This window comes from Cognatishimia sp. F0-27 (assembly GCF_020667845.1).
Taxonomy (GTDB): domain Bacteria; phylum Pseudomonadota; class Alphaproteobacteria; order Rhodobacterales; family Rhodobacteraceae; genus JAFMPQ01.
Map to the genome: position 1 here is coordinate 1 of NZ_JAFMPQ010000022.1, position 21,774 is coordinate 21,774.

23 protein-coding genes are annotated in these 21,774 nt (G+C 62.2%); 11 read left to right on the forward strand and 12 right to left on the reverse strand.

Translation table 11 applies throughout. The annotated features are described in order from the left end of the window. Nucleotides 1-77 precede the first annotated feature (77 nt). From J1C49_RS12715 to J1C49_RS12740, 6 genes are all read right to left on the reverse strand, one after another. Nucleotides 78-1,163 (reverse strand): substrate-binding domain-containing protein, encoded by a 1,086-nt coding sequence (locus J1C49_RS12715; RefSeq protein ID WP_227446211.1) that lies wholly within the window; start codon nt 1,161-1,163, stop codon nt 78-80. Then, nucleotides 1,160-1,819, reverse strand: a complete 660-nt coding sequence (locus tag J1C49_RS12720) for an isochorismatase family protein (RefSeq protein ID WP_227446212.1) — start codon at nt 1,817-1,819, stop codon at nt 1,160-1,162. Before J1C49_RS12720 ends, J1C49_RS12715 begins: the two co-directional genes overlap by 4 nt. Before the next feature lie 106 nt (nt 1,820-1,925). Further along, nucleotides 1,926-3,818 carry a hydantoinase B/oxoprolinase family protein gene (locus J1C49_RS12725; protein WP_227446213.1) on the reverse strand — a complete coding sequence of 631 codons (1,893 nt, stop codon included), beginning with the start codon at nt 3,816-3,818 and terminating at the stop codon, nt 1,926-1,928. Between the two features lie 103 nt (nt 3,819-3,921). Then, nucleotides 3,922-6,105 carry a hydantoinase/oxoprolinase family protein gene (locus J1C49_RS12730; RefSeq protein ID WP_227446214.1) on the reverse strand — a complete coding sequence of 728 codons (2,184 nt, stop codon included), beginning with the start codon at nt 6,103-6,105 and terminating at the stop codon, nt 3,922-3,924. Nucleotides 6,106-6,141: 36 nt separating this feature from the next. Then, nucleotides 6,142-6,978 (reverse strand): hypothetical protein, encoded by an 837-nt coding sequence (locus J1C49_RS12735; protein ID WP_227446215.1) that lies wholly within the window; start codon nt 6,976-6,978, stop codon nt 6,142-6,144. Nucleotides 6,979-6,982: 4 nt separating this feature from the next. Further along, a complete protein-coding gene (locus J1C49_RS12740) occupies nt 6,983-8,194 on the reverse strand; it encodes a CaiB/BaiF CoA-transferase family protein (RefSeq protein WP_227446216.1) in 1,212 nt (403 codons plus the stop codon). A gap of 72 nt (nt 8,195-8,266) precedes the next feature. On the opposite strand from J1C49_RS12740, the gene J1C49_RS12745 reads away from it, so the two are divergent. The 11 genes from J1C49_RS12745 to J1C49_RS12795 all read left to right on the forward strand — a co-directional run bounded on the left by J1C49_RS12745 (nt 8,267) and on the right by J1C49_RS12795 (nt 16,312). Then, nucleotides 8,267-9,169: a hydroxymethylglutaryl-CoA lyase gene (locus J1C49_RS12745; protein WP_227446217.1), complete on the forward strand. Its 903-nt coding sequence runs from the start codon at nt 8,267-8,269 to the stop codon at nt 9,167-9,169. Then, nucleotides 9,169-9,849, forward strand: coding sequence for a GntR family transcriptional regulator (locus J1C49_RS12750; protein WP_227446218.1), 681 nt, complete (start codon nt 9,169-9,171; stop codon nt 9,847-9,849). Before J1C49_RS12745 ends, J1C49_RS12750 begins: the two co-directional genes overlap by 1 nt. Further along, nucleotides 9,839-10,069 carry a hypothetical protein gene (locus J1C49_RS12755; protein WP_227446219.1) on the forward strand — a complete coding sequence of 77 codons (231 nt, stop codon included), beginning with the start codon at nt 9,839-9,841 and terminating at the stop codon, nt 10,067-10,069. The genes J1C49_RS12750 and J1C49_RS12755 overlap by 11 nt, the downstream gene beginning before the upstream one ends. Next, complete coding sequence (locus J1C49_RS12760; RefSeq protein WP_227446220.1) at nt 10,066-10,779, forward strand: SDR family NAD(P)-dependent oxidoreductase; 714 nt, start codon at nt 10,066-10,068, stop codon at nt 10,777-10,779. Before J1C49_RS12755 ends, J1C49_RS12760 begins: the two co-directional genes overlap by 4 nt. Before the next feature lie 760 nt (nt 10,780-11,539). After that, the gene (locus J1C49_RS12765) at nt 11,540-12,082 is read left to right on the forward strand and encodes a hypothetical protein (protein WP_227446221.1); all 543 of its coding nucleotides are present in this window, start codon (nt 11,540-11,542) and stop codon (nt 12,080-12,082) included. A gap of 237 nt (nt 12,083-12,319) precedes the next feature. Next, nucleotides 12,320-12,670: a hypothetical protein gene (locus J1C49_RS12770; protein ID WP_227446222.1), complete on the forward strand. Its 351-nt coding sequence runs from the start codon at nt 12,320-12,322 to the stop codon at nt 12,668-12,670. A gap of 300 nt (nt 12,671-12,970) precedes the next feature. Continuing rightward, entirely contained in the window at nt 12,971-13,168 is a 198-nt protein-coding gene (locus J1C49_RS12775) for a hypothetical protein (protein ID WP_227446223.1), read from the forward strand. 36 nt (nt 13,169-13,204) lie between these two features. Next, nucleotides 13,205-13,594 carry a dihydroneopterin aldolase gene (locus J1C49_RS12780; protein WP_227446224.1) on the forward strand — a complete coding sequence of 130 codons (390 nt, stop codon included), beginning with the start codon at nt 13,205-13,207 and terminating at the stop codon, nt 13,592-13,594. A gap of 137 nt (nt 13,595-13,731) precedes the next feature. Then, nucleotides 13,732-14,256, forward strand: a complete 525-nt coding sequence (locus J1C49_RS12785) for a DUF3833 family protein (RefSeq protein WP_227446225.1) — start codon at nt 13,732-13,734, stop codon at nt 14,254-14,256. 438 nt (nt 14,257-14,694) lie between these two features. Then, nucleotides 14,695-15,513 (forward strand): DUF2189 domain-containing protein, encoded by an 819-nt coding sequence (locus tag J1C49_RS12790; protein WP_227446226.1) that lies wholly within the window; start codon nt 14,695-14,697, stop codon nt 15,511-15,513. 172 nt (nt 15,514-15,685) lie between these two features. Continuing rightward, on the forward strand, nt 15,686-16,312 hold the full coding sequence (locus J1C49_RS12795) for a hypothetical protein (protein ID WP_227446227.1): 627 nt from the start codon (nt 15,686-15,688) through the stop codon (nt 16,310-16,312). Between the two features lie 855 nt (nt 16,313-17,167). Here J1C49_RS12795 and J1C49_RS12800 read toward each other — a convergent pair. Genes J1C49_RS12800 through narI form a run of 6 tightly spaced genes read right to left on the reverse strand, consistent with a single transcriptional unit; the run spans nt 17,168 to nt 21,774 of the window. Next, nucleotides 17,168-17,689, reverse strand: a complete 522-nt coding sequence (locus J1C49_RS12800) for a DUF2478 domain-containing protein (RefSeq protein ID WP_227446228.1) — start codon at nt 17,687-17,689, stop codon at nt 17,168-17,170. 13 nt (nt 17,690-17,702) lie between these two features. Beyond that, nucleotides 17,703-18,980: a gephyrin-like molybdotransferase Glp gene (glp, locus tag J1C49_RS12805; RefSeq protein ID WP_227446229.1), complete on the reverse strand. Its 1,278-nt coding sequence runs from the start codon at nt 18,978-18,980 to the stop codon at nt 17,703-17,705. Beyond that, the gene (locus J1C49_RS12810) at nt 18,977-19,609 is read right to left on the reverse strand and encodes a carbonic anhydrase (protein ID WP_050930779.1); all 633 of its coding nucleotides are present in this window, start codon (nt 19,607-19,609) and stop codon (nt 18,977-18,979) included. Before J1C49_RS12810 ends, glp begins: the two co-directional genes overlap by 4 nt. After that, nucleotides 19,599-20,168, reverse strand: a complete 570-nt coding sequence (locus J1C49_RS12815; RefSeq protein WP_227446230.1) for a hemerythrin domain-containing protein — start codon at nt 20,166-20,168, stop codon at nt 19,599-19,601. The genes J1C49_RS12810 and J1C49_RS12815 overlap by 11 nt, the downstream gene beginning before the upstream one ends. Before the next feature lie 20 nt (nt 20,169-20,188). Beyond that, entirely contained in the window at nt 20,189-20,983 is a 795-nt protein-coding gene (locus tag J1C49_RS12820; protein ID WP_227446231.1) for a peptidylprolyl isomerase, read from the reverse strand. Nucleotides 20,984-20,988: 5 nt separating this feature from the next. Then, nucleotides 20,989-21,774 carry a respiratory nitrate reductase subunit gamma gene (gene narI / locus J1C49_RS12825; protein WP_227446232.1) on the reverse strand — a complete coding sequence of 262 codons (786 nt, stop codon included), beginning with the start codon at nt 21,772-21,774 and terminating at the stop codon, nt 20,989-20,991.

Sequence of the window (21,774 nt, forward strand, 5' to 3'; positions counted from 1 at the left end):
GGGGGGCTGTCTGCCCCCCGCACCCCCCGAGAGGTATTTCCGGACAGAAGAAACGGGGGCCGCGCGGCGGGCTTGCGTCAGTCGAGCATCCAGAGCTTGCGGAAGCCTTCGGTGTGCACATCACCGTAACCGTCGTTGAAGGTGGCGGGGATGCCCGCGGTTTCGACATTGTCATCGGTGAAGATGAAGGCCGGCGTGTTCAGTTTTGTCACCGAACCGGCGTCACAAAGCAGGCGCATATTGGCGTCCGTTCCCGCCATGCCGACCCAACCGAGGCTTTCGCCCACGTTCATCTCCACGATATCGCCATCGCGCATCATGTCGAGCACAAAGGGCGTGCCGTTATAGCTGACGATCTTGGCGCTCGATCCGGCAATCTGGATGGCGGGCACGATGAACTGGGACATCGAGTCGTAGACCGGCAACACGTAGTTGATGCTCGGATCCGCCAGCAGCGCGTTCTGCACCGCGGGCTGCCCCTGCGTCGCCCAGTCGTTGACCGGCACGTTGATATAGTTGGTCGTGCAGTCGGGGCAGTTGGTTTCGAGATAACCGATGATGGCGTCGCGCAGCGGAGCGGTGGGGGTGATTTCGTCGGGGCCCAGCACCAGCGCGTTCACCTTGCCGTCGGTCTGCACCATGGTCCAGGCGGCGATGATCTCGCCAATGGTGACGTAATCGGTATTGGCCGCGCCATCCATGAATTCCGGCGTCTCCTGCGTGGTCGCGTCCCAGTTATGCGTCGCGGTGACCTTCACCCCGGCTGCGCGCGCCTCGGTGATTTGCGGCACGAGGAATTCCGGCGGCAGGCCACCCTGCAGGTCGATCAGATCGAAGCCTTCTGCAACGGCGGTGCTGATGCCCTGAATCCAGCCGGAGGGATCCATCTGGGTTTCCCAGTCCCGCAGCTCGAAGCCGACCATTTCGGCCGCATCGACAAATCCCTGACTGATTGCCGCGTTGAACGGATTGGCGTTGGTCAGCGGGATCACGAACATCTTCTTGTCCGCCATGCAGGCGCGCGCATCAAACGGCGCGCCGGGAGCCTCGAAAGTGGGGGTCGCCGAGTATTGTTCGATCAGGGCGCGGGCCGCGTCCATATCGGCAAGTGCGGGGCTTGCCAGAAGGGCGAGCGTCGCGGATGTGGCGAGAATACGGGTCATGACTGAGCCTCCATGCTGGGTTTTTGTAAGGATTCGAGATAGGCAATCGCGTCGTCTGTCGAGATCAGGTCGGCATATTTGGCGCTCATGTCGAAGAGGTTGGCGCGGTGTGGCTCTTCGGCGCGATCGCCAACCGCATCCTCGACCACCAGCGTCACAAGCCCGTGGCTGATGCTGTCGATGCAGCTTGCCCGCACGCAGCCGGACGTCGTGACCCCGGTCAGCAGCAGCGTGTCGATCTTCAGCCAGTGCAGGGTCGCGGCGAGGGTGGTGCCGAAAAACGCCGACGGGTATTGCTTGGTCACCACGATGTCTTGCGGCGTGTATTCCAGTGGCGGTTGCAGCTTTTGGGTGGGTGCGCCGGCATCGAAGCAACTCAGCGCGGGGACTTTTGCGTAGAATGCCCCGCCATCAGCCCCGCCGGGTTGGTATTTCACCTCCGTGAAGATCGTCGGAATGCCAAGCCTACGCGCCGCGGGCGCGAGACGGGCGGCATTGTCGAGCGCCGTCTGGCAGCCCTCACCGCCATAGAGCGGCGCAGCCGGATCGAAATAGGCATTGGCAAAGTCGATGAAGAGCACCGCCGGGCGCGTGCCCCGCGTTTGCGCCGCATGGTAGCCCGCGCGGGCATAATTGGTATCGAGCGCGTCTGTCATGGGTTCGCGCTCCTGTCGTCCTGGGTGGCGAGGGGCCAGCCCCTCGCGCTCCCCGGGATATTTGCGGCCCAAAGAAGACAGGCGCTGTGTGGAAGCAAGCGGGGTGTCATTCGGCGGCCCTCGCGTAGCGTTGTCGGAAGATCGGCGCCTTCGGGGGTTCGAAGCCTGTTTGGCGCAAGGCCCGCTTCTTGAGTTCTTCGATGCTTTCGAAGCCGCGGTCGAAGAGCTTCGTGTCGCCACGCGCAGATGTCAGGTCACGGCGCAGCGTCTCGGTTGCCTTGATGTCGATGGCGCCTTGGGCGATGACCACGCCATAGCGCCGTGCGCCGTCTTCGGTCACGAGGCCACGCTTTACGTCGCGCAGGACAAGCGCCGGATCGCGTGCAAAGGGATCGCCCCAGCCGCCGCCGCCCCAGGTATTGAAATGCAGGATGTCGCCGGGTTGCACCGCAAGACGGTCGCATTTCGACGGGATGTTTTCCTCCGTGCCATCCGCACGCACCAGCCGCTTGGTCGAGCGCATACCCGGTTCGCCGCCGTTGACCCCCCAGGGGTAGGTCAGCCAGCGGTCATCATGGATCGAGACCTCGCCGGCCTCCAGCATCTCGTAGGCGATGGTGATGCCGTTGCCACCGCGATGCAGGCCCGCGCCGCCGCTGTCGGGGATGGTGGCGTAGGTGCGGATGCGCAGCGGGAAATAGGCCTCGAGGAATTCATTGGGCACGTTGGTGAAGGCAGGCCAGAGCGAATGGCCATCGGCGCCGTCACCGGCGGGCCGCCCGGGGATGCCGCCGAAGCCGATCTGGAAGAGCTGATACCACTCACCATCGCCGTCGAAGCCGGAATACATGAAGTGCGGGCTGTCGGAGAACCCGGCAGCATTCAACGCATCGGGCGCGCCCTGCCCCAACAGACCGCCCATCAAATCGAAGATCCGCCCCAGCATATGTGTCCGGCAGGACAGGGCGGCCGGTTTCTTGGGCTTCAGGATGCAGCCTTCGGGGATGTGGACATCGACCAGGTCGTAGAACCCGTCGTTGAAGAGGATCTGCGGATCGAAGAGGTTGATCGTGAACGCGCCGAAGAACATCTTGAACATTTCTTCGTTGAGCAGGAAATTGATCGACGAGAAGCTCTGCGGATCGCTGCCAGTGAAATCGAAATAGGCGATCTCACCCTCGCGGTGCAGGTGGCAGGCGATCTTGTAGGGGCCGTTGCCCATCCCGTCATCGTCGATCCAGTCTTCGAAATACGCCTTTTTGCCGTCCACGGCCTCGGGAATGATCATCTGGATGATCGCGCCCATGGCGGCCTTGTTTCGGTCCAGCATGTCCTGCATGGCCGAGATGTAGGTATCGGTGCCGAAGCGCTCGATGTTTTCCCGGACGCGGCGTTCCGCGAGACGCAGCGCCGCGATGATCGCGAAGAAGTCCGACTTGTTCCATTCCGGCATGCGGGTGTTGTGCAACAGGATGTTGAGCAACTCGTCCTGAAGCGCACCGCCCCGGTAGATCTTCGTCGGCGGGACGATGATGCCCTCTTCGTAGATCATCTTGGCGTCCGTCGGCAGTGAGCCAGGCACTTTGCCGCCAACATCCGTCATGTGGCCAAACATCGCCGCCCAGGACACCAGCTTGCCGTCATGGAAGATCGGCATCATCAGAAGCCAGTCGTTGAGGTGGCTCACCGCGCCATTGCAGCTGTAGGGATCGTTGGTGATGAAGACATCGCCATCCTCGATCGTGCCGTCATAGCCTTGCATGAAGCCATAGAGGAAGGAGCCAAACTGGCCCACAACCATCTTGCCCTCCTCGTTGGCGATCAGCGGGAAGGCGTCGTGCTGTTCGCGGATACCCGGCGACATGGCCGTGCGGAACAGAACCGCGTCCATCTCGTTGCGGGCGTTGCGCAAGGCGTTTTCGACGATGTCGAGCGTGATCGGGTCAACGGTGACGCGGTTGAACGGGGTGGAATTGGTCTCGATGATACGGGCGGGCATCAGAACAGGCCTCCGGTCAGGAAGTGCAGGGATCGCGCGGCGGACGCGGGTGGGTGGGTGGGGCGGTCGCCGCGCGATCCAGCCCCGGTCAGGCGCAAACCGGTCATGGCCGTGCCTCCGGATGATCGTCGGGCCAGATCAGGATGTTGCCCACGGCATCGATGACACCCACATGGCCCGGCAGGATCACAGACGTGCTGTCCATCTCCGTCACCACCGCGGGGCCCGGCACTCGGTTCCCCGGGCTGAGCTTGGCGCGGTCATAGATCCAGCCCTCCTGCCAACCACCGCCCTCGAATATCCGCGTGCGCTGCACTTGTGCGTGGCTGGAGTCAGCCTCGCCACGGGTGGTCTCGGGGTTGATGAAAGCCTTCTCTGCGCCCTGCACGACAGCGCGCAGCCCCACGATCTCGTGCTCGGCATCCAGCGCGAAGGTAAAAAGCTGCTCATGTTCGGCATCAAATTGCCGCGTGACCTCCGCCAGCGAAAACGCCTCCGGCGCGAGATCCACCGTCAGCTTCATCCCCTGCCCCTTGTAGCGGATATCGATCTGGTAGAGCGTTTCCTGCTCATGAGCCGGCACACCCTCGGCGGACAGCGTCTCGGCGGCCTGTGCCGCGAGATCCGACAGCATGCCGCGCATTTCGCTGTCGGAGGTTTCAGATACCGGCGTGACATAGGTTTGCGAGGCTTCGTTGCGCAGCCGTGTGGTCGCATCGCCATAGGCGCAGAGCACCCCCGGCCCCGGCGGCACGATGGCGGGCCAGGCATTGACCAGCCGCGCCAGCGCATTGGCGTGCAGCGGCCCCGCCCCGCCAAACCCGATCAGGGCGAAGTCGCGGGGATCATAGCCTTGTTCGACCGAGACCAGCCGCAACGCCCCAACCATGTTTTCATTGACTATGCGAATGATGCCCTCTGCGGCATCCTCGATGCTCAAATCGAGCGTCTCTGCAACCTTCGCCACCGCTTTCGCGGCCAGATCGCGCGAAATATCCATGTCGCCGCCAAGTTTGGCATCCGACGGCAAATACCCCAGCACCACGTTGGCATCGGTCACGGTCGGCTCTTCGCCGCCCTTCTTGTACGCCGCAGGACCGGGCGTCGCGCCCGCGGATTGCGGCCCGACGCGCAAAGCCTTCGTGAGTTCGGGCGTATAGGCAATGGAGCCACCGCCCGCGCCCACAGTGCGCACATCGATGGAAGGCGCCCGCACCGTCACATCGCCGACCCGGGTCTCGCGCCGCGTGCGGGCCACGCCACCTTCGATCAGTGCCACATCCGTCGACGTGCCGCCCATGTCGAAAGTCAGAAGGTTCTTGAAATTGGCCTGTTTGGAAATCCAGAGCGCGCCCGCGACACCGCCCGCGGGGCCGGACATCAGCAGGTTGACCGGCTGGTCCATCGCCGCCTGAGCCGATGACAGCCCGCCATCGGACCGCAGGATCTGAAGCATCGTGCCCTCGCCCATCCGGCGGCGCAGCTCATCCTGAAGGTTACGCACGTATTTCGACACCACGGGTCGGACATAGGAATTCACCACCGTGGTTTCGGTGCGTTCGTATTCATACATCTCCGGCATCACGCTGGCGGATGTCGACACCGGGATATCCGGCGCGATCTCCTGTGCGATCTGGGCAATGCGCCGTTCATGCGCATCGTTTGCATAGCCGTTGAAGAGCGCCACGGTCAGCGCCTCGATGCCAGATTTCAAAAGCGTCTCGAGGTCCTTGCGCAGCGCCTTCTCGTTCAGCGGCACAAGCACATTGCCTTGCGCATCCATGCGCTCTTCGGCCTCGATGGTGTATTCCAGCGGTGCGAGCGGATCGGTCTTGTTCCAGATGACCCAGCCGCCGAGCCCGCCCGGCACGTAGGAGCGCGCGATCTGCAACACGTCGCGATAGCCCTTCGTGGTCACAAGCCCCACAAGCGCGCCCGACGAGGTGAGCACGGTGTTCGTTGCCACGGTGGTGCCGTGCATGACTTCGGTGATGTCGGTCGGGTCGATGCCCGCGATACGGCAGATCTTCTCGATCCCGTTCAGCACGCCCTTGGAGCTGTCCTCCGGTGTCGAGGGCACTTTCGCCGTAAATGTCCGACCGTTGCGTTCATCAAGCAACAGAAGGTCTGTAAACGTGCCTCCGACATCAACGCCAAGGCGCAACCCCTGAGGCGCGCGCCCGCTTGGCATCGCGACCGGCCCGCCCGTTTCGATCCGACGCAGCCGGTCCTCGAACGCGGCCAGCCGCTCTTCGTATTTGCGTATCAGTTCATCGGTGACCGACATGATGTCTCCCCTCGCAATCCTGCATCCACACGGGTCTCACAACCCGAACAACCGTTGCCAAAAACCCTTTTGAACGGGCGTCTGGTTCAGATCCGCCAGCGCCGCTGCGCGCTCCGACAGCGCAAGCGTCCGTTCCAGCGATTCCTCCCGCTCTGCCAGAGCGGCTTCGCGCGCCGCGAGCGTTTCTTCCGCTGCCGCCCGGGCCGCGTCCGCCGCGCTCCGCGCACGGGCTTCGGCCTCTGCCCTGGACACGGCGCCGTCTAGCAATCCCAGCGCGCGATCCGCCACGTCCTTCGTGCCGGCCCCGTCTTCGGCGATGGTCATCGCCCGCTCGAGCAATCCAGCCAGCGCCCGTGCCTTTTCGGCCCCGTCCTCCGAGCGCAGCAAAGCGTCCTCCAGCGCGGACAGGGACCGATCCGACAGCGCCGCAAGCCGGTTTTCGCGCGCGGCCCCGGCCTCCAGATGCAACAAGGCCCGGTCGAGCAGAGCGCTCAGCCGGGCCTTGTGGTCTTGATCTGTCTCAAGCGTCTTTCTGGCGACCTCCAGAGCCGCATCCTGCCGCTCCAACAGGGCCGTTAACCGCTGGATCGTCTCGTCACGGGCCGAGACCGCGGCTTCGAGCTCTTCGATATCGTCAAAGAGGAAGCCCATGATCGCGTCTGGCTTGAGACCGTGCCGCCCCGGCGGAATCACGCGCCGGCCCTCCGGCAGATCGACCCGCAACCGACCCTCATTGTCGCGCCGCACCGGCAAGAGCCCCCGCGCAGCCGCCTCGCGCACCCGCAACCGCGAGGTGCCGAGCCGTTCCGCGGCCTCGTCGACCGTCAGAAAGCTGGCAGATTCCGGTAAATCTGGCGCGCGCGGTTCCGTCATCGGATCAGATGATGCCCGCGTCGCGCAAGGCGTTCTGCTTGTCTTGGTCTATGCCCAGCAATTCAGAGAACACGTAATCGTTGTGCTCGCCGAGCTCGGGTCCAACGTGGCGCACCTTGCCAGGCGTATCGCTGAGCCGCGGTGCCACGTTTTGCATGGTGATCGGTCCGAAATCGGGGTGATCCACCTTTACAAGCGCCTCGCGCGCCTTGAAGTGTTCGTCCTTCATCATGTCCTCGGCCTTGTAGATCAGGCCACAGGGCACGCCATGCGCGTTCATCAGTTCTTCGAGATCATCGAGCGGGATCGTCTTGGTCCAGTCATTGATCATCGAGTCGAGTTCGACCTGGTGCGCCCCTCGCGCACCGTGAGTGGCGTAGCGCGCGTCCTCGGCCAGCTCCGGGCGGCCCATGGCTTGTGCCAGCCGCTTGAACACGGTGTCCTGGTTTGCGGCGATCAGGAGCAGCTTGCCATCGGCGGTGTCGAACACGTTGGACGGCGAAACATTGGGCAAGATCGCCCCGGTGCGTTCGCGCACATAACCGGCCACATCGTATTCCGTGACGAGGCTCTCCATCATGTTGAGCACAGCCTCGTAAATGGCGCTGTCAACGATCTGGCCTTTCCCGGTGCGCTCGCGGGCGTGCACCGCCATCAAGGCCCCCATACAGGCATGCACGGCGGCAAGCTCGTCCCCGATGGAAATCCCCATGCGACTCGGCTGCGTGCTTGGGTCCCCGACGACATAGCGCAAGCCGCCCATCGCCTCGCCGATCGCGCCATATCCCGCGCGCGACGAATAAGGGCCGGTCTGGCCGAACCCGGTGACGCGCACCATGATGAGCCGCGGGTTGATCTTGTGCAGGTCGTCGAAGCCAAGATTCCAGCGCTCCATGGTCCCGGGACGGAAATTCTCGATCAGGATATCGGCGTTGCGGACGAGATTGCGCACGATCTCCTGCCCGTCTTCGGTGCGCAGGTTCAGAGTGATGGATTTCTTGTTGCGCGCAACCACGGGCCACCAGAGCGACTTCCCATGCGGTTTTTCACGACCCCACTGGCGCATCGGATCACCCACTTCGGGCGCTTCGATCTTGATCACCTCGGCGCCGAAATCTGCCAGCAGCTGTCCACAAAACGGGCCTGCCAAAAGCTGCCCCATCTCGATCACACGCAGATCCGTCAGCGGTCCCTGCCGCTCCTGAGACTCGGTCATCTGTTGCTCCCCATGGTTGACGACGCTTGCTGCATCCTTATTTGGTATACAGAAATAAGAGGGTGCGACAGAATGGCAACGAATTTTTGCGAGATTATAGAAGTTTCCCCCAGAGACGGGATACAAAACGAAAAAACGATCCTGTCGACTGCACAAAAACTGTCCTTGATCACCCGTGCCCGCGATGCCGGATTGCGGCGCGCAGAGGTCACAAGCTTCGTCAACCCCAAGCGCGTGCCCCAGATGGCCGATGCCGCAGACGTTGCCGCCGGCTTGCCCCCGGGTATCCGATCCATTGGGCTGACCCTCAACAAGCGCGGTTTTGACCGCGCCGTGGACGCCGGTCTGGACGAGGCAAATTTTGTCGTGGTCGCTTCAGAGACCTTCAACCAGAAAAATCAGGGAACCGGCACCTTTGACAGCGTTGCCGCATTCGGCGCGGTCAGTGCGGACGCCCCAGACGGCATCGGCCTCGGGCTGACCATCGGGGCGGCCTTTGGCTGCCCATTCGAGGGCGACGTCTCGGTGGCCCGGCTGATGGCGGTGGTGGAGGCGGTCATGGCCCATGACCCGCACGAGCTTGCGCTTGCGGATACCATCGGCGTGGCCACGCCCCGCGACGTGACCGAACGCGTCGCCGCCGTTCGCGCGGCGTTTCCCGATGTGCCGCTCCGTCTGCACCTGCACAACACCCGCAACACCGGGATCGCCAACGCCTGGGCCGGGCTTGACGCGGGCGTACGCCGACTGGATGCCTCGCTTGGCGGCACCGGGGGATGCCCTTTCGCCCCAAGGGCAACCGGCAATATCGCCACCGAAGACCTCGTCTACATGCTGGACCGCTCAGGCGTCGAAACAGGGGTCGACCTCGATGCTGCAATCCGCGCCGCGGAATGGCTGGAAGACGCACTCGGTCATCCCGTGCCGGGACAGGTGATGAAGGCCGGCGGGTTTCCCAGCCCGCAAGCCGCCTGATGGACGGAGACAGCCGTATCCCTGCGGCCGAACAGGCGTACCAGATCATCCGCTCCCGGATCATATCCGGAGATCTGCCGAGTGGCGGACGGCTCAAGGAACGCACGCTGGCCACCGAACTGGGGCTCTCCCGGACGCCGGTGCGCGAGGCTATCAATCGTTTGATCCATGAAGGCTTCGTGGAGCGTGGCGAAGGCTATTCCACCCGTGTGGCGGATTTTCCCGAGGACGAGCTCGACCAGATCTTCGAGATCCGTCGCCGGCTCGAATGCTACGCTGCCGGTCGCGCCGCGACGCTGATCAATGACAGCCAGATCGCCCGGCTGGACGCTCTTACAACGCGCATGGAGGCGCTGACACCGCCGCAATCGGCGGAAGACTACGAAGAAATCTCCATCATCAATGCGGAGTTCCACCGCATCATCGCCGAGGCCGCCGCGTCGCCGCGTCTTGTCGCAATTTTGCAAATGGCGGTTGATGTCGGCATCGTGGCACGCACCTATCACAGTTATTCGGAAGGTGATCTGATCCGCTCCACACGGCACCATCGCGAATTGGTGGATGCCTTTCAGGCCGGTGCTGCCGACTGGGCCGAAAGCGTGATGTCAAGCCATGTGCTTGCCGCCGCCAAATCTGCCGCCCGGCGCGCGGGCAAACCGGGAGATACGCATGGCACATAGGCACAAGGTTCTGAAATCATTCGAAAGCCCCTGTGGGCTACGCTGCGTGGATATCACCGCACGCGCGGAGGGCGGCTATGGCTGGGCCGCGTTCCGGCGCGACCCGGAAGACCCGACCGGCTGGCGGAGCAGCGAAGGAAACGCGGCCGGGTTTGAGTGCGTCGACGCCGCGCTGGACGCCGCGCGTGCCGATGTGGTCTGGCTGGAGGAGGTGTTATGAGACTGAGCATTCTTGGAGGCGCAGGCGGCATCGGACGCGCGCTTGCCCGGGCCGCCCTTGACGCCGGACACACCGTCACCGTGCTCGACCTTGCCGCATCGCTGGATCGGCATCCTCCTGACGGACCGGCGATCGAAGTTGATGCTTCTGTGCCTGCAACGCTTGAACGCGCCTTTGACGACGTGGGCCAGATCGACGGCTTCGTGAACCTGTGCGGCTTCATGGCCCCGCCGCGCCCGATTGGCAGCTACGATCAGTCGCTATGGGATGAAGTCCTGACCGGCAATCTTTCCGCCGCGTTTCATGCGTCCCGCTTTGCCGTGCCGCATCTCGCGGATGGCGGCGCGATGGTCCATGTGGGGTCCGGCCTCGGTCACAACGCGCGCCCGGGCTTCGGCGCCTACGCGGTTGCCAAGGCCGGGATCAGCGCGCTGACCCGCCAACTGGCGCTGGATTGTGCACCCCGCATTCGGGTCAATTGCGTCGCCCCCTCCGCCGTCGAAACCGCCTTTCTGCGCGGCGGCACGGGTCGATCAGATGAGCGCGGCGGCGCACCGATCGACCGGGACGCCTATGCCGCCACAATCCCGTTGGGACGCATCGCCGAAGCGGAGGACGTCACCGGACCGATCCTGTTTCTGCTTTCGGATGCGGCCCGCTACATGACGGGTCAGGTTCTGCACGTGAATGGCGGAGCCTACATGCCCTGAATGCGCGCTTTTAGGGTGCTCGATCGGATTTGACCGGAAACGACACGGCGGCACCGCTCGGGGTTTCGCCCGCCTTTTGCCTTTTACCCGGTGCAAGAGCGCAGACCGCTGCAATTGAGCAGAATCGTGCGACATGGCCCCTTTTGGGCGTCGACGCGGGGCTCACCACGGCACTTGGGTCAAACGCGTGACAAACGCGCCTTCAGCGTGATCAGCAACGCAAGACTGGAAGTGTGTTCTCTGACGCCCGCTCTCGCACGCTGCGACGCGCTATCCTTCACCGTCGCACCGGCCCCGGCCCCGGATGTGCGGATAATCGCGAATACTGCGGCAATCGCAGGCGCGTCAGACAAACCACCGCAGAGTGTCGCGTGATCGGCGCAGGGTTGAACCGATACCCAGGAAATGCACCGATTAAGCGCGCCATGCCAGAACGATATTGCGTGGCGCCGCATCTTCAAAGATCGATAGATACAGATCTCTGCTCCTTTTTCAGCCCTGCCTCGGTCGCGAGGTTGGACAAAGAAAGCGCGCAATGGGTGACTTGTTCAATCGAACCATCCGCATCGAATGGCCGGGGCGATGTGACTGCGATGGCATCGAGGATGTGGACGAACACCCACCCAAATGCCACTGGACCGACACCAAGGAAAGGCCAGGCATGGGCATTGGCGCAATGCCCTCCACTAAGAAAGTGAGGGCCGCTTGAACTCTCCTCATGCGGCCTCCGAAACCGGGGGACGACGCAAGCGCGCCGTCGGTGACACAAGGCGTTGAACGTCCTGATTTGACTGAAATCAACGCCCAAACAACCATATTTTTGTATACTTTTAGGGACTTGGTGGTGGCGCGTCGCCAAAAGGCAAGAGGGCGATGTGCTTTGCACCTCTATGGGAGAGACGTGATGCTAAGATCTTTCACCTTAATTGCAGCCTTTTTCTATGCTGTTTCCAGTTTCCCGGTACATGCACAGCAATGCGTATGTGATGACTGTTTTGGGACAATTGCACACATGAAATACAATAGTCAGAATGCAGGTGACTGGATTGCGGATTTATATCGGGTTGATGGCTGCCTCACGAATAGCTGGCGCGTTGTTTGGCTGAATTGGGACGGTCCGCCAGATACTTGGTCGATCAACAGGGAAGGCAACGATGTTTCGGGATCCTGCAATATGGATGCGATTTACAGCGCTTCCGGGTTTTTCATCAATGCGCAGCATACCTGCGGTGGTGGTGGAACGTTCACCATTTACCTCTGGGAGCGTCTGACGCGGGATGATGGTCGCAGATATACTGACTAGGTGTTCCATCCCGGACGATCACAGAAGCTCTCGTCGCTCAGCCCCTTTCATGGCAAGGTGGATACTGCGTGAGGTTCGGGATGAGGGACGAGCATGCCAGACTTGGCGGGCATGCGCCGCGCACGATGTGAGGGAGCGATCCTGGCTCCAGGCAGGGACCGGGTCCAACGTCACAGCAATTGACCACAGGCCCACAATCGAAGGGGAGCCGGTTTGACACCCTGATCATGCGCAGCCATGGACACGGCCGCACATCAACGGGCAGTAGAAGACCTGTTTCCTGGCAGCGTCTTGCGTCGAGATTTGCATGCGGACCTGCACGGTTTGGAGCAGCAGCCCAAGAACTGCATCCATACCGAGATGGCGGTTGCGGGTTTATTTTCACATGATGTGGCCAGCATTGGCTGGATTGATGTTGGGCTGCATTTCACGGCCAGAGTTACCCTTCTTCACCAGTCATGCGACCGCTTGACGCAGATTACCCAACCTACTGATAAAAATACATTTTCCCGACATGACTTAGCACAGCCCAAAAACGTCTGGATAATTTCGATCCGCAACGCAGCTCGGGGCGTATCGAGACCATAGGAAATTACCGCGTGTGACATGGGTGAACCAATGAACAGTCCCGCGTTAGGCACAGTCGGCTTGCCGCTGTCCTTGTTGCATCGCGGCACGCACCACCGAAAACAGGAAAGATCACCCGCCGCACACACCGCTCACAGCCTTCGCAAAGATCGGCCAACGGGCTGAGTCCCCAAACCAGAAGCGGAGACCGCAAGGGCCGTTAGCAAATTCGCCAAATGCCGGCGCATATGGCGCCCCAGATTGCCAATACTTCAAGACCTCGGTCGTTGGACCGCAGGCACATCACCGAGATATCCCGAAATGCCAAAACGAACATCGCCAAAGGATGCGGCAAAGGTCGAGACCGTCGATGACCTTGAAGAAATCGTTTCTGACAAACGTGAGGGGTGGCGGGCAAACGCGGCCAAGGCGCGCCGCAGGCAGCGGCGATACAAGAAGAGGCTGACCGACGAATTGGTGCGCTTGGTGCATCACGACGACCCAGACATCCTGGACTGATATCTTCAACGCAAACAAATCTCTCAGAGGTGATACGTGGACGGGCAAAGCCATATCGAACTTTCCGGGCTCAAGCTCACAACAGATATCGGGACTTACGGCCCCGGAGACGTTGTGCCAGAGGCGCATATCCTTGACTTGCGATTGAAGATCGACCCGCGCTTGGTCTTGATAGACACCGACGACATGGACCGCGTCTTCGACTATGATCCGCTCATCGCGGAAATTGACCGATTGGCCCGGGATGGGCATTACGAAACCCAAGAACGCCTGATGACCCGGATTGTCCACGCATGTGCGGCATTCCCCCAGATCATGGCGATTGAAGTCAAGCTGTCCAAAACCCCGGTGGTCGGGAAAACAGGACAACTGGGCGTGCATTTGGCGCTGGATGAACGGGTGATTATGCAAATCCGCGAAACATGACGCCAAGAAACGCCGGCGACATCCGGTTGACCGCCGAGTTGCCTCAAAACCCATGTCGACGCCGCGACGTGTCGGGTTATCTCAAGCTGACAATCCATATGTTTGAGAGCTGTGTGCCCCTTATCAACAGGTGAACAATGTCGATCACACGCCGCTCGCTCCTTCTTGGGTCTGTTGCGCTCACGGCATGCGCCCGTGTGCCGGCTTCCCCCGCCGGACCGCTCAAACCGATAACGCTTGATCGCGCCTTCTCTGGTTACGCGATTGGGGCGGGTGTCTTTCGGGTTGACCTCACCGGCGCAGAACGACGGTTCACAGCGCGCCTCCATAGCCAACTGGTTGGCGATCGCCTGACCGTTGTGGAGGACTTTGTCTACGACGACGGTGAAGAGAACCGCCTGACGTGGGTCTTTGATAGAGCAGGCCCTGGCAGGTGGACCGGGCAGCGTGAAGACACCGTACGGTTCCCGGAGGTGATCGAGACCGAAAACGAGATTCGCCTGTCATACACGGCTGACTTTCGATCAGGAAGCGACGTCACAAGACTGGGATTTGAAGACGTCATCTATTTCGGGGCCGATGGTCGCGTGATCAACGACGCCATCGTTACACGGTTGGGCGTTCCGGTTGGACGCGTGCGCTTTGAGATGCAGCCGGTTTGATCACCTTTCACATGAGCAGGTTGCGCAGATGCTCTCGACCTGGCGTCGGGGTCCGACGCAGGGTCCTGCCAAATATCGGAAGCATTGCCTGAACGGTTGTTGGAATCTTCCAATTGCCTCTGCAGCGGATCCGTTGCCGCGATTGGATCGGCCACGGCACATTGTCCGTCCAATCTCCGCTCCCCGACAAGGACGGCGCAAAGCCGACCTCTGCAGTCCGTCACGATGGTGCAACGCTGCTTCATCCGACCGGTCATAGCGGCCGCGCGCGGCATTTTCTGGTAGCGACCTCGGCAAAGCCGGCATCGCTGCCATGCTCCCCGCTTGCTCTCGCGCCTCTTCTGATGCGAACCTATGCCTGCAGGAGCGATGGCGGTTTCACAGTCGGTTTTTTGGGCAACGGAGCTGCGCGATGCCCCTGTTTGAAAGGATCATGTCATGACATTCAACGGCAAAGGCTCCACACCACCGGGCGATCTGACGCCGCAGCGGGCAACCATGCCCGAGGTCAACACGCTGACCGGCGAAGATATCACCGCATCGCTGAAAGCAGGGTTTTCCGACTTTCAGGCGCGCCCCTTAATGAGCGGCTTCTTCGGCCTTTTCTACGCGGTTTTTGGAATCCTGTCTGTTTGGAGCCTAGTCTGGCTCGGCAAGGTCTGGATGGTCATTCCAGCCGCCGTCGCCTTTCCATTGATCGCACCATTCGCCGCCGCCGGGCTTTATGAGATGTCACGCCGGTTGCAGAAGGGAGATCATTTCGGCTGGCCTGAAATCCTCACCGTGATGGTTCAACAACGCAATCGCGAGATGGGCTGGATGGCTTTTGTCACCCTGTTCGTTCTATGGGTTTGGTTTTACCAGTTTCGGACCGTGCTGGTGATCGTGCTTCAGGATTCATCCTTTTCGGATCTGGACGGTTTCTTCAACACGGTTTTCTTCACACCGGAGGGTTGGACCTTTCTTGCCATTGGCACCTGTGCAGGTGCGTTCCTGTCTGCTGTGATGTTCACGGTGACCGTCGTCGCCATGCCGATGCTGCTCGACAGGGATATCGATTTCATTTCCGCGATGCTCACATCCATTCGCGTCGTCAAGGAAAACCCGGCAGTCATGCTTACATGGGCGGCGATCATCGCGGTCGTTTTGCTGGCGTCGCTGGTTCCGGCGTTTCTGGGCCTGATCTTCACCCTGCCTATCCTTGGCCACACCACATGGCATCTCTATCTGCGGGCCGTGCCACCAATCGAAGGCTGATCGTTCCAGCCATCACCTTGAGGAGCGGCTGCTCTCGTGGCCACAATTCCTGCGCCGTCACATCCCGGGCCTGACGCGGCCAGCGGTTTCGAAGCGCGTCGACCCGCTTGAGGATCGGCGGGATTGCTTGCTCTATCGGACGGGGCGCCTTTCGCAGACTTCGGAGGGCGTGATGCAGTCTCCGCGGGCGCAAGAGATCTTCGTCGCGCTCGAGGAGGTGCAAGGCGAGGTGGCCGGATTGCGCGCGGCGCCGCGCGGTCATCCGCATCCGCATCAGCACCGGTTTTGGCCTCCATCAGATCATTTCGATCCAGAAATCCTCTGCCACTATCCTCGCCTGCCGCTTGAATTGACGGCGATCGACCGGGTAGTCGATCTTGCGTCGGAAAACCTGGACGAGACGCTGCCTGACACCATATTTGCCGCCGTGCGCATTGCCTCGGTCTGCAGCCATTGCAGCATTGATGGCCGCTGCCCGCAACGCTCCGAAGAACGAGCATCTTGGGTGGGCAACAGGCGCGTCATTTCCTTCGGTAACACAGCTGTCTGTGTGCCACCTGCCTCGGGAGGGAGGCTTCGCTTTGCACATTTTTCTATGTTCGTGGCCAGCGCGTTCATTCAGGCCGAGATCGCGACCGATGATTTCCCTTTTGACGTTGGATGTTCCTGCACATGTCCGGCCGACGCGGCGATTTGGCCGATACAGCTATCTTGGGATCGCTGTGCGTCTGGTTGGCATTTGAATGACAAGCGAAGCCGAAAGGATGTCGCGGCGAGAGGGGGTGCACGTGCCAGATAGCCAATGGAAAAGGGCGGCTCTGGCTGGGTGACACATTGTGCGCTTGATGAGCCTCGTGCGTACGGTGTTCGAACACTGCAATTTTCTTTGCATTGTTTTTTGGTGTGACGAGGGTTCGATTTTGCTCTTTGGTGTGGACAAGCAAACGCCGCCGTCCTTTTGGAGGCCGAGGTTTTGGACGTTCTGTTTTCGCAAGGGTTGGTTGCGGGATGGGGCGACAGACGCTCCTGGGGGGCTGTGGGGGCCTAAACGCAAAAACCTCCGCGGCAGGACCGACGAAGGCATCGAAAGGCACGTCTGTTGTGGGGGCTTTTGTTGGCCCTTACCTCGGAGTTTCGAGAACTGCCAATGTAAAGTTGGTTGCGGGAGGGCGCAGCAGACGACCCCGGCACGCGGGAACCCCAAACGCAAAAACCTCCGCGGCAGGACCGGCGGAGGCATCGCAAATATCGTTGGTTGCGGGGGCTCGCAACTCACGATTTCTGCGGTTAGTCGAGCGAGTGGTCCCTCGGGTTGCGGCGTAAGATTGGCAAGTGCGGCGTGAAAAGGTGCGGACTGCGCGATTTCAGCTTCCTCGACGCCAGAACGGCCCGCCAATACACCCTGTGTAATTGATCCGCGCGCACACAAGCGGCCCAAACATCTCTGACTCCTTGGGTCTCGGCCAGATCCTCCAGTGATCCGGGCCCATTGAATAAGCCTGCCGTCTGCGTGGACTTGGTTGCATATCTTCGTGCCTACCAGCGTGGCATGCGCTTGGCCCATTTCCGAAACCGGGCAGAAGATGCCCTGTTCCAGTGACCGCCGGCCTTCATCTCCGAAAGACGAACAGCAACTTCCGACGATCGGTCGAAATCAGACCAGTTCGTCCGCCAACGCTGTCACCTCGTTTACCCACGCCATCAGCGCTTCGGTCGTGGGCGCGAGCTGGATTGCCAGCCCTTCTGCGAAACTCTCGAAGGCCGGTCGGTTGAGCGCATTTAGACCGACCAGAACGGGGATCTCCATCGCAACCGCCTCGGCGATCACGTCGCGGAACCCCCGCCCCTCCGCCTCGTGCTTTCCGAACTTGTTGACGATCAGCAGGTCCGCGCCGGATGAGAGGCTGACCTTGACCAGACCCACCGCCGTTTCCAGCGCGGCAGGGTCGAGGCGGCACCCCCGCGCCTGCGGGCCAAGATCCTGGCTGATGCGCAGAACGGGACCTTCTGGCAGCACCCGCACATCCATGTCGCAGGGGCCGGCATCGGCGCGCTCGCTGTTGATCTGGACAGTGCCGCAGCATCTGAGGCCCCGGGCTGCGAGGTTCGCTGCCAGCCGTTCAAGCACCAGATCCGTATCGCCGCGTCCTGGCGCCATCGTGTAGGCGAGTTTCATGTCCGGGGCTCCTTCAGGATTGGCAAAAAGGTTGGAATTCAACCAGCGCACCGGCTGGCAGGGATTCGACGTCGGCGGGCAGAAACATCAGCCCGTCCGCTGGAGAGAGCAGCCCGACACGGGCCGAATGCGTGGCATCCTCGAAGGAGACAATCTCGCGACCATGGCCATCGAAACCGGCCAGCGTGGCGGGTCGGAGTTCGCAGCGCCCGGGCTTGCGGCGGATTGGGCCTGCGATCACGACATGCCGCCGGGTCGGTGCGGGTCCCTCGCCGCTCAGGGCACGCATCAGCGCCAGTCCAAAGACCTGCCATGTGACGAAGGCCGATACCGGGTTGCCGGGCAATCCAAGCCAGTGCGCCTTGCCGATGCGCCCGACCGACACCGGCTTGCCCGGTTTGATCGCAACGCCGCTGAACAGGGTTTCGCCGCCCAATGCCATGACGGCCGGCTTCACATGATCTTCTTCGCCCACCGAGATACCGCCCGTGGTGATGACAAGATCGGCTTGCGCCGCCATGTCGCCCAATTGACGGACAAGGCCGGAAAGGTTGTCGGCACCATGATCCGAGGCAACGATGTCGACATCCGCAGCTGCAAGGCTTGCCGTCAGCATCGGAGTGTTGACGTCCCAGATCTGGGCGGCCTCACGCGCGCCTCCGGCGCGCCGAACCTCGTCGCCGGTGACCAGTAGTGCCACGCGTAGCCTGCGCCGAACGCGCAGGATGCCTGCACCGGCGGCGGCACAGGCGGCGATCTCCCTCGGGCCGAGCCTCTGCCCCTTGTCGAGGACGGTCGCGCCGCTGGCCATGTCACTGCCCGCACGGCGGATATTCAGTCCCGATCCAGGTCGGCGCGACAGATGAACCACGTCCCCGTCACGCTGAACCTCCTCCTGCATCACGACCGCGTCCGCGCCATCCGGGATTGGTGCGCCCGTGAAGATCCGGGCCGCCACGGCTCCTGCAACCGGCGTCGTCACCGCCTGCCCGGCAGGCACGCGCGCAACGACTGGCAACACCCAAGGTCCGGCGCCAGTCAGGGCCGATGTCGCGATCGCATAGCCATCCATTGCCGCATTATCGAAAGCCGGTGCCATGGACCGGGACCGGACCGGCTGGGCAAGAATGCGGCCAAAGGCGTGGTCGAGCGACAGGGCCTCGGTGCGGCTGACCGGTGCTACATTTCCTGCAATCCGGGTCAGTGCCTCGTCGATGCTGATCAGCGCGTGAAGGATGTCATGACTGTCACAGCCGCAGCCCGGTGACGCGATGGCTTGATGGATGGTCATTGTGCTGCCTCCTCGGCGGAATGGGTAGGCTGGAAATGCCCGGGCCCGATGCTGCAATCGAGATCTCGCAGGCGCCCGTCCTTGAGCCCGTAAATCAGGCCATGCACGCGGACATCGGCTCCGCGGCGCCATGCCTTCTGCAGGATCGGCGTCTCGCAGACGCGCCGCACGCCTTCGACCACGTTGAGTTCGGCCAGCCGGTCGCGTTGTGCCTCGAGGTCGGCTTCGCGCCCCAGATCGACCGCATAAGCACGGGCGAGGCGCCGGATCGGCTCGAGCCAGTGATCGGCCAGACCGTGTGGCAGATCCTCGGTCGCGGCCTTGACCCCGCCGCAGCCATAGTGGCCGCAAACGATGATCTCGCGTACATGCAAGGCATCGACCGCGAATTCCAGCGCCGACAGGAGGTTCATGTCCGAGGAATGAACGATGTTGGCGACGTTGCGATGGACGAACACTTCGCCTGGATCCAGCCCCGCGACCACGTTGGCCGGCACCCGGCTGTCCGAACAGCCGATCCAGAAGAACTCGGGCGCCTGAAGGGCGGCAAGGCGGGTGAAATAGTCAGGCTCTTCGTCGTGACGTTTTTTCGACCACGCCACATTGCGCGCCAGAAGGTCATTCAACATCGGTCGTCTCCGGGAAATCTGGCAGCCCGCGTCTTGAGCGCATGTGTTTCGACAGGATCCGCAGATCGGCCCGGGTCAGCCGGGCGCGGGCAATCGGCAAGAGGATCGCGTTTTCGGCAACGAGGTGGCGCCGCACGTGCCCCGCAAACCTGGACAACACCCCGCGCTCCTTGGCGGACAGATCGGCCCCTCTATCGAGGCAACGAGTGAGCATCGCTCGCACTTCGGGCAGAAGACGCATCGCCTCATCCTGATCGGCCCTGATCCGGTCGATCGCACCCTCAATCGCATCCTCTTCTGTGCAGCGCCGGGCAAGAAGCGGGAACAGGTCCTCAGCCTCGTCGCGGAGGTGGACGTTCAGTTCCTCGTTCACAAAGCGCAGCACCGCTGTCGCTTCTTGGCGATTGAAAGCGTCCGCCGTTGCCAGCGCGTCGATTACTGCGCAAATCTGACGTTCGCGCAGGTGGTCTTCGCTGATGAAGTCCAGAGGATTTGCGAGCAGGCTCGGACTCGTCGGTTTGTCGCCACTTCCGCGCGTCACTGTCTCTGACGGTTTCATCACACGTCCTTTCGCGTGGTTCAGATCGGCGTCAGGCTTGCGCCGGAGATCTGCGCCCCTTGACCGAGGCTCTCCACGAAGGCGCGCGAGGCGCGCGCCCAGGCTGCCTTTTCCAACGCCTGCGCGATCTTCGGCCGAACGGTGTCGTAGGGCAGCACCTGCCCCGGCGCCGTGGCATTCAGTCGGATGATATGCCAGCCGTGGCGCGACAACACGGGCGCCGGGGTCACGGCCCCTTCGGTCAGGGAGCGCAGGGCTGCCTCGAACTCCGGCACGGTGTCACCGGGGCCAAGCTGACCCAGATGGCCGCCAGAAGCCTTCGAACCGCAATCGCTTTCGCGCGCGGCAGCGGCAAATCCCTTGGCATCGCCGTCGAGTCGCGCCAGCAGGGTAACGGCCCGTGCCTCGGCCGCGGCGCACTCGGCTTCGTCGCGCGGATCGCAGGCGCACAGGATGTGCGAGACATCCCAGAGCGGTGCCGAACGATATCGGGCGGGGTCCTTCTCCCATTCCCCGCGCACAGCCTCTTCACCGACGGGTTCGATCACCAGTGCCTCGTCCAGCAAGGCGCGGATCAGGGCTTCGTCGTCCGTCTCGAACCGCCCCGGCGCCAGCTCGAGCGGGTCGGGCGTCAACCCGCGCCGTTTTGCCTCCTGCAAGAGCAGCGTACGGATCGCCAGCGCCTGCGCCGCCTTGCGCCAGGCGATCCCCGGCTTGTCCTTGGGAGCGCTGTGGTTCTGGGCCTCGGCGGCGATTGCCGCCGAGGGGATGGTTTCGCCGTTCACGACGACATCGGGAAACAGGGCCACGTTCATCTGGCTCACTCCGCTGGCGTCGTGGCGGTAGGACCGCGCTTGGCTTGCACCTTGTCATAGGCGCGGCGGCGTTCCTCGAGCGGGCGATGCCGCCGCGACCGCACGATCTGGTAGCCGGGCCGCGTCAGCAGGTAGCGGAACGGCGCGGCGAAACCGGACCAGATGTGGACGAGCCGCGTGAACGGAAACAGCGCCGTGATGATGAGACCGAGGAAGATGTGCAGCTTGTAGAGCCAGTGCACGTCCACGACGGTGACCCAGGCGTTGATGTTCCAGCTGACCACGCTCTGCGACCAGGTCATGAAACGGACCATTTCCGACCCGTCCATGTGTTGCAGTGTCTGGGTGATCGTCAGCAGGCCGATGGCCAGCTGCAGCCAGATCAGGACCATGATCAGGATGTCAGGGAAAGTCGATGTCACGCGGATGCGCGGATCGACCAGGCGGCGATGGATCAACATGGTCGATCCGATCAGGGCGGCGATACCAGCCGGGCCGCCGATCAGCACCGCCATCCATTGCTTGAGCGCATAGGGAATGCCGATGGCATCCAGCACCCAGATCGGCGTGAAGAGGCCGACGAGGTGACCGAAGAACACGGTCAGGATGCCGACGTGGAAAAGGATCGAGCCCCAGATCAACTGCTTTCGGCGCAGAAGCTGGCTCGAGGAACTCTTCCAGGTAAAGGGGTCCCGCTCGTAACGCACGATCGATCCCACCAGGAAGATCGTCAGCGCGACATAGGGCATGACCCCGAAGATGATGAAGTTGATGTCGAAGTCGCCGAACAT

Excerpts from the sequence above, each read along its gene's own strand:
- J1C49_RS12715 (WP_227446211.1), bottom strand. The coding sequence starts at position 1,163 with ATGACCCGTATTCTCGCCACATCCGCGACGCTCGCCCTTCTGGCAAGC.
- J1C49_RS12720 (WP_227446212.1), bottom strand. The coding sequence starts at position 1,819 with ATGACAGACGCGCTCGATACCAATTATGCCCGCGCGGGCTACCATGCG.
- J1C49_RS12725 (WP_227446213.1), bottom strand. The coding sequence starts at position 3,818 with ATGCCCGCCCGTATCATCGAGACCAATTCCACCCCGTTCAACCGCGTC.
- J1C49_RS12730 (WP_227446214.1), bottom strand. The coding sequence starts at position 6,105 with ATGTCGGTCACCGATGAACTGATACGCAAATACGAAGAGCGGCTGGCC.
- J1C49_RS12735 (WP_227446215.1), bottom strand. The coding sequence starts at position 6,978 with ATGACGGAACCGCGCGCGCCAGATTTACCGGAATCTGCCAGCTTTCTG.
- J1C49_RS12740 (WP_227446216.1), bottom strand. The coding sequence starts at position 8,194 with ATGACCGAGTCTCAGGAGCGGCAGGGACCGCTGACGGATCTGCGTGTG.
- J1C49_RS12745 (WP_227446217.1), top strand. The coding sequence starts at position 8,267 with ATGGCAACGAATTTTTGCGAGATTATAGAAGTTTCCCCCAGAGACGGG.
- J1C49_RS12750 (WP_227446218.1), top strand. The coding sequence starts at position 9,169 with ATGGACGGAGACAGCCGTATCCCTGCGGCCGAACAGGCGTACCAGATC.
- J1C49_RS12755 (WP_227446219.1), top strand. The coding sequence starts at position 9,839 with ATGGCACATAGGCACAAGGTTCTGAAATCATTCGAAAGCCCCTGTGGG.
- J1C49_RS12760 (WP_227446220.1), top strand. The coding sequence starts at position 10,066 with ATGAGACTGAGCATTCTTGGAGGCGCAGGCGGCATCGGACGCGCGCTT.
- J1C49_RS12770 (WP_227446222.1), top strand. The coding sequence starts at position 12,320 with ATGGACACGGCCGCACATCAACGGGCAGTAGAAGACCTGTTTCCTGGC.
- J1C49_RS12775 (WP_227446223.1), top strand. The coding sequence starts at position 12,971 with ATGCCAAAACGAACATCGCCAAAGGATGCGGCAAAGGTCGAGACCGTC.
- J1C49_RS12785 (WP_227446225.1), top strand. The coding sequence starts at position 13,732 with ATGTCGATCACACGCCGCTCGCTCCTTCTTGGGTCTGTTGCGCTCACG.
- J1C49_RS12790 (WP_227446226.1), top strand. The coding sequence starts at position 14,695 with ATGACATTCAACGGCAAAGGCTCCACACCACCGGGCGATCTGACGCCG.
- J1C49_RS12795 (WP_227446227.1), top strand. The coding sequence starts at position 15,686 with ATGCAGTCTCCGCGGGCGCAAGAGATCTTCGTCGCGCTCGAGGAGGTG.
- J1C49_RS12800 (WP_227446228.1), bottom strand. The coding sequence starts at position 17,689 with ATGAAACTCGCCTACACGATGGCGCCAGGACGCGGCGATACGGATCTG.
- glp (WP_227446229.1), bottom strand. The coding sequence starts at position 18,980 with ATGACCATCCATCAAGCCATCGCGTCACCGGGCTGCGGCTGTGACAGT.
- J1C49_RS12810 (WP_050930779.1), bottom strand. The coding sequence starts at position 19,609 with ATGTTGAATGACCTTCTGGCGCGCAATGTGGCGTGGTCGAAAAAACGT.
- J1C49_RS12815 (WP_227446230.1), bottom strand. The coding sequence starts at position 20,168 with ATGAAACCGTCAGAGACAGTGACGCGCGGAAGTGGCGACAAACCGACG.
- J1C49_RS12820 (WP_227446231.1), bottom strand. The coding sequence starts at position 20,983 with ATGAACGTGGCCCTGTTTCCCGATGTCGTCGTGAACGGCGAAACCATC.
- narI (WP_227446232.1), bottom strand. The coding sequence starts at position 21,774 with ATGTTCGGCGACTTCGACATCAACTTCATCATCTTCGGGGTCATGCCC.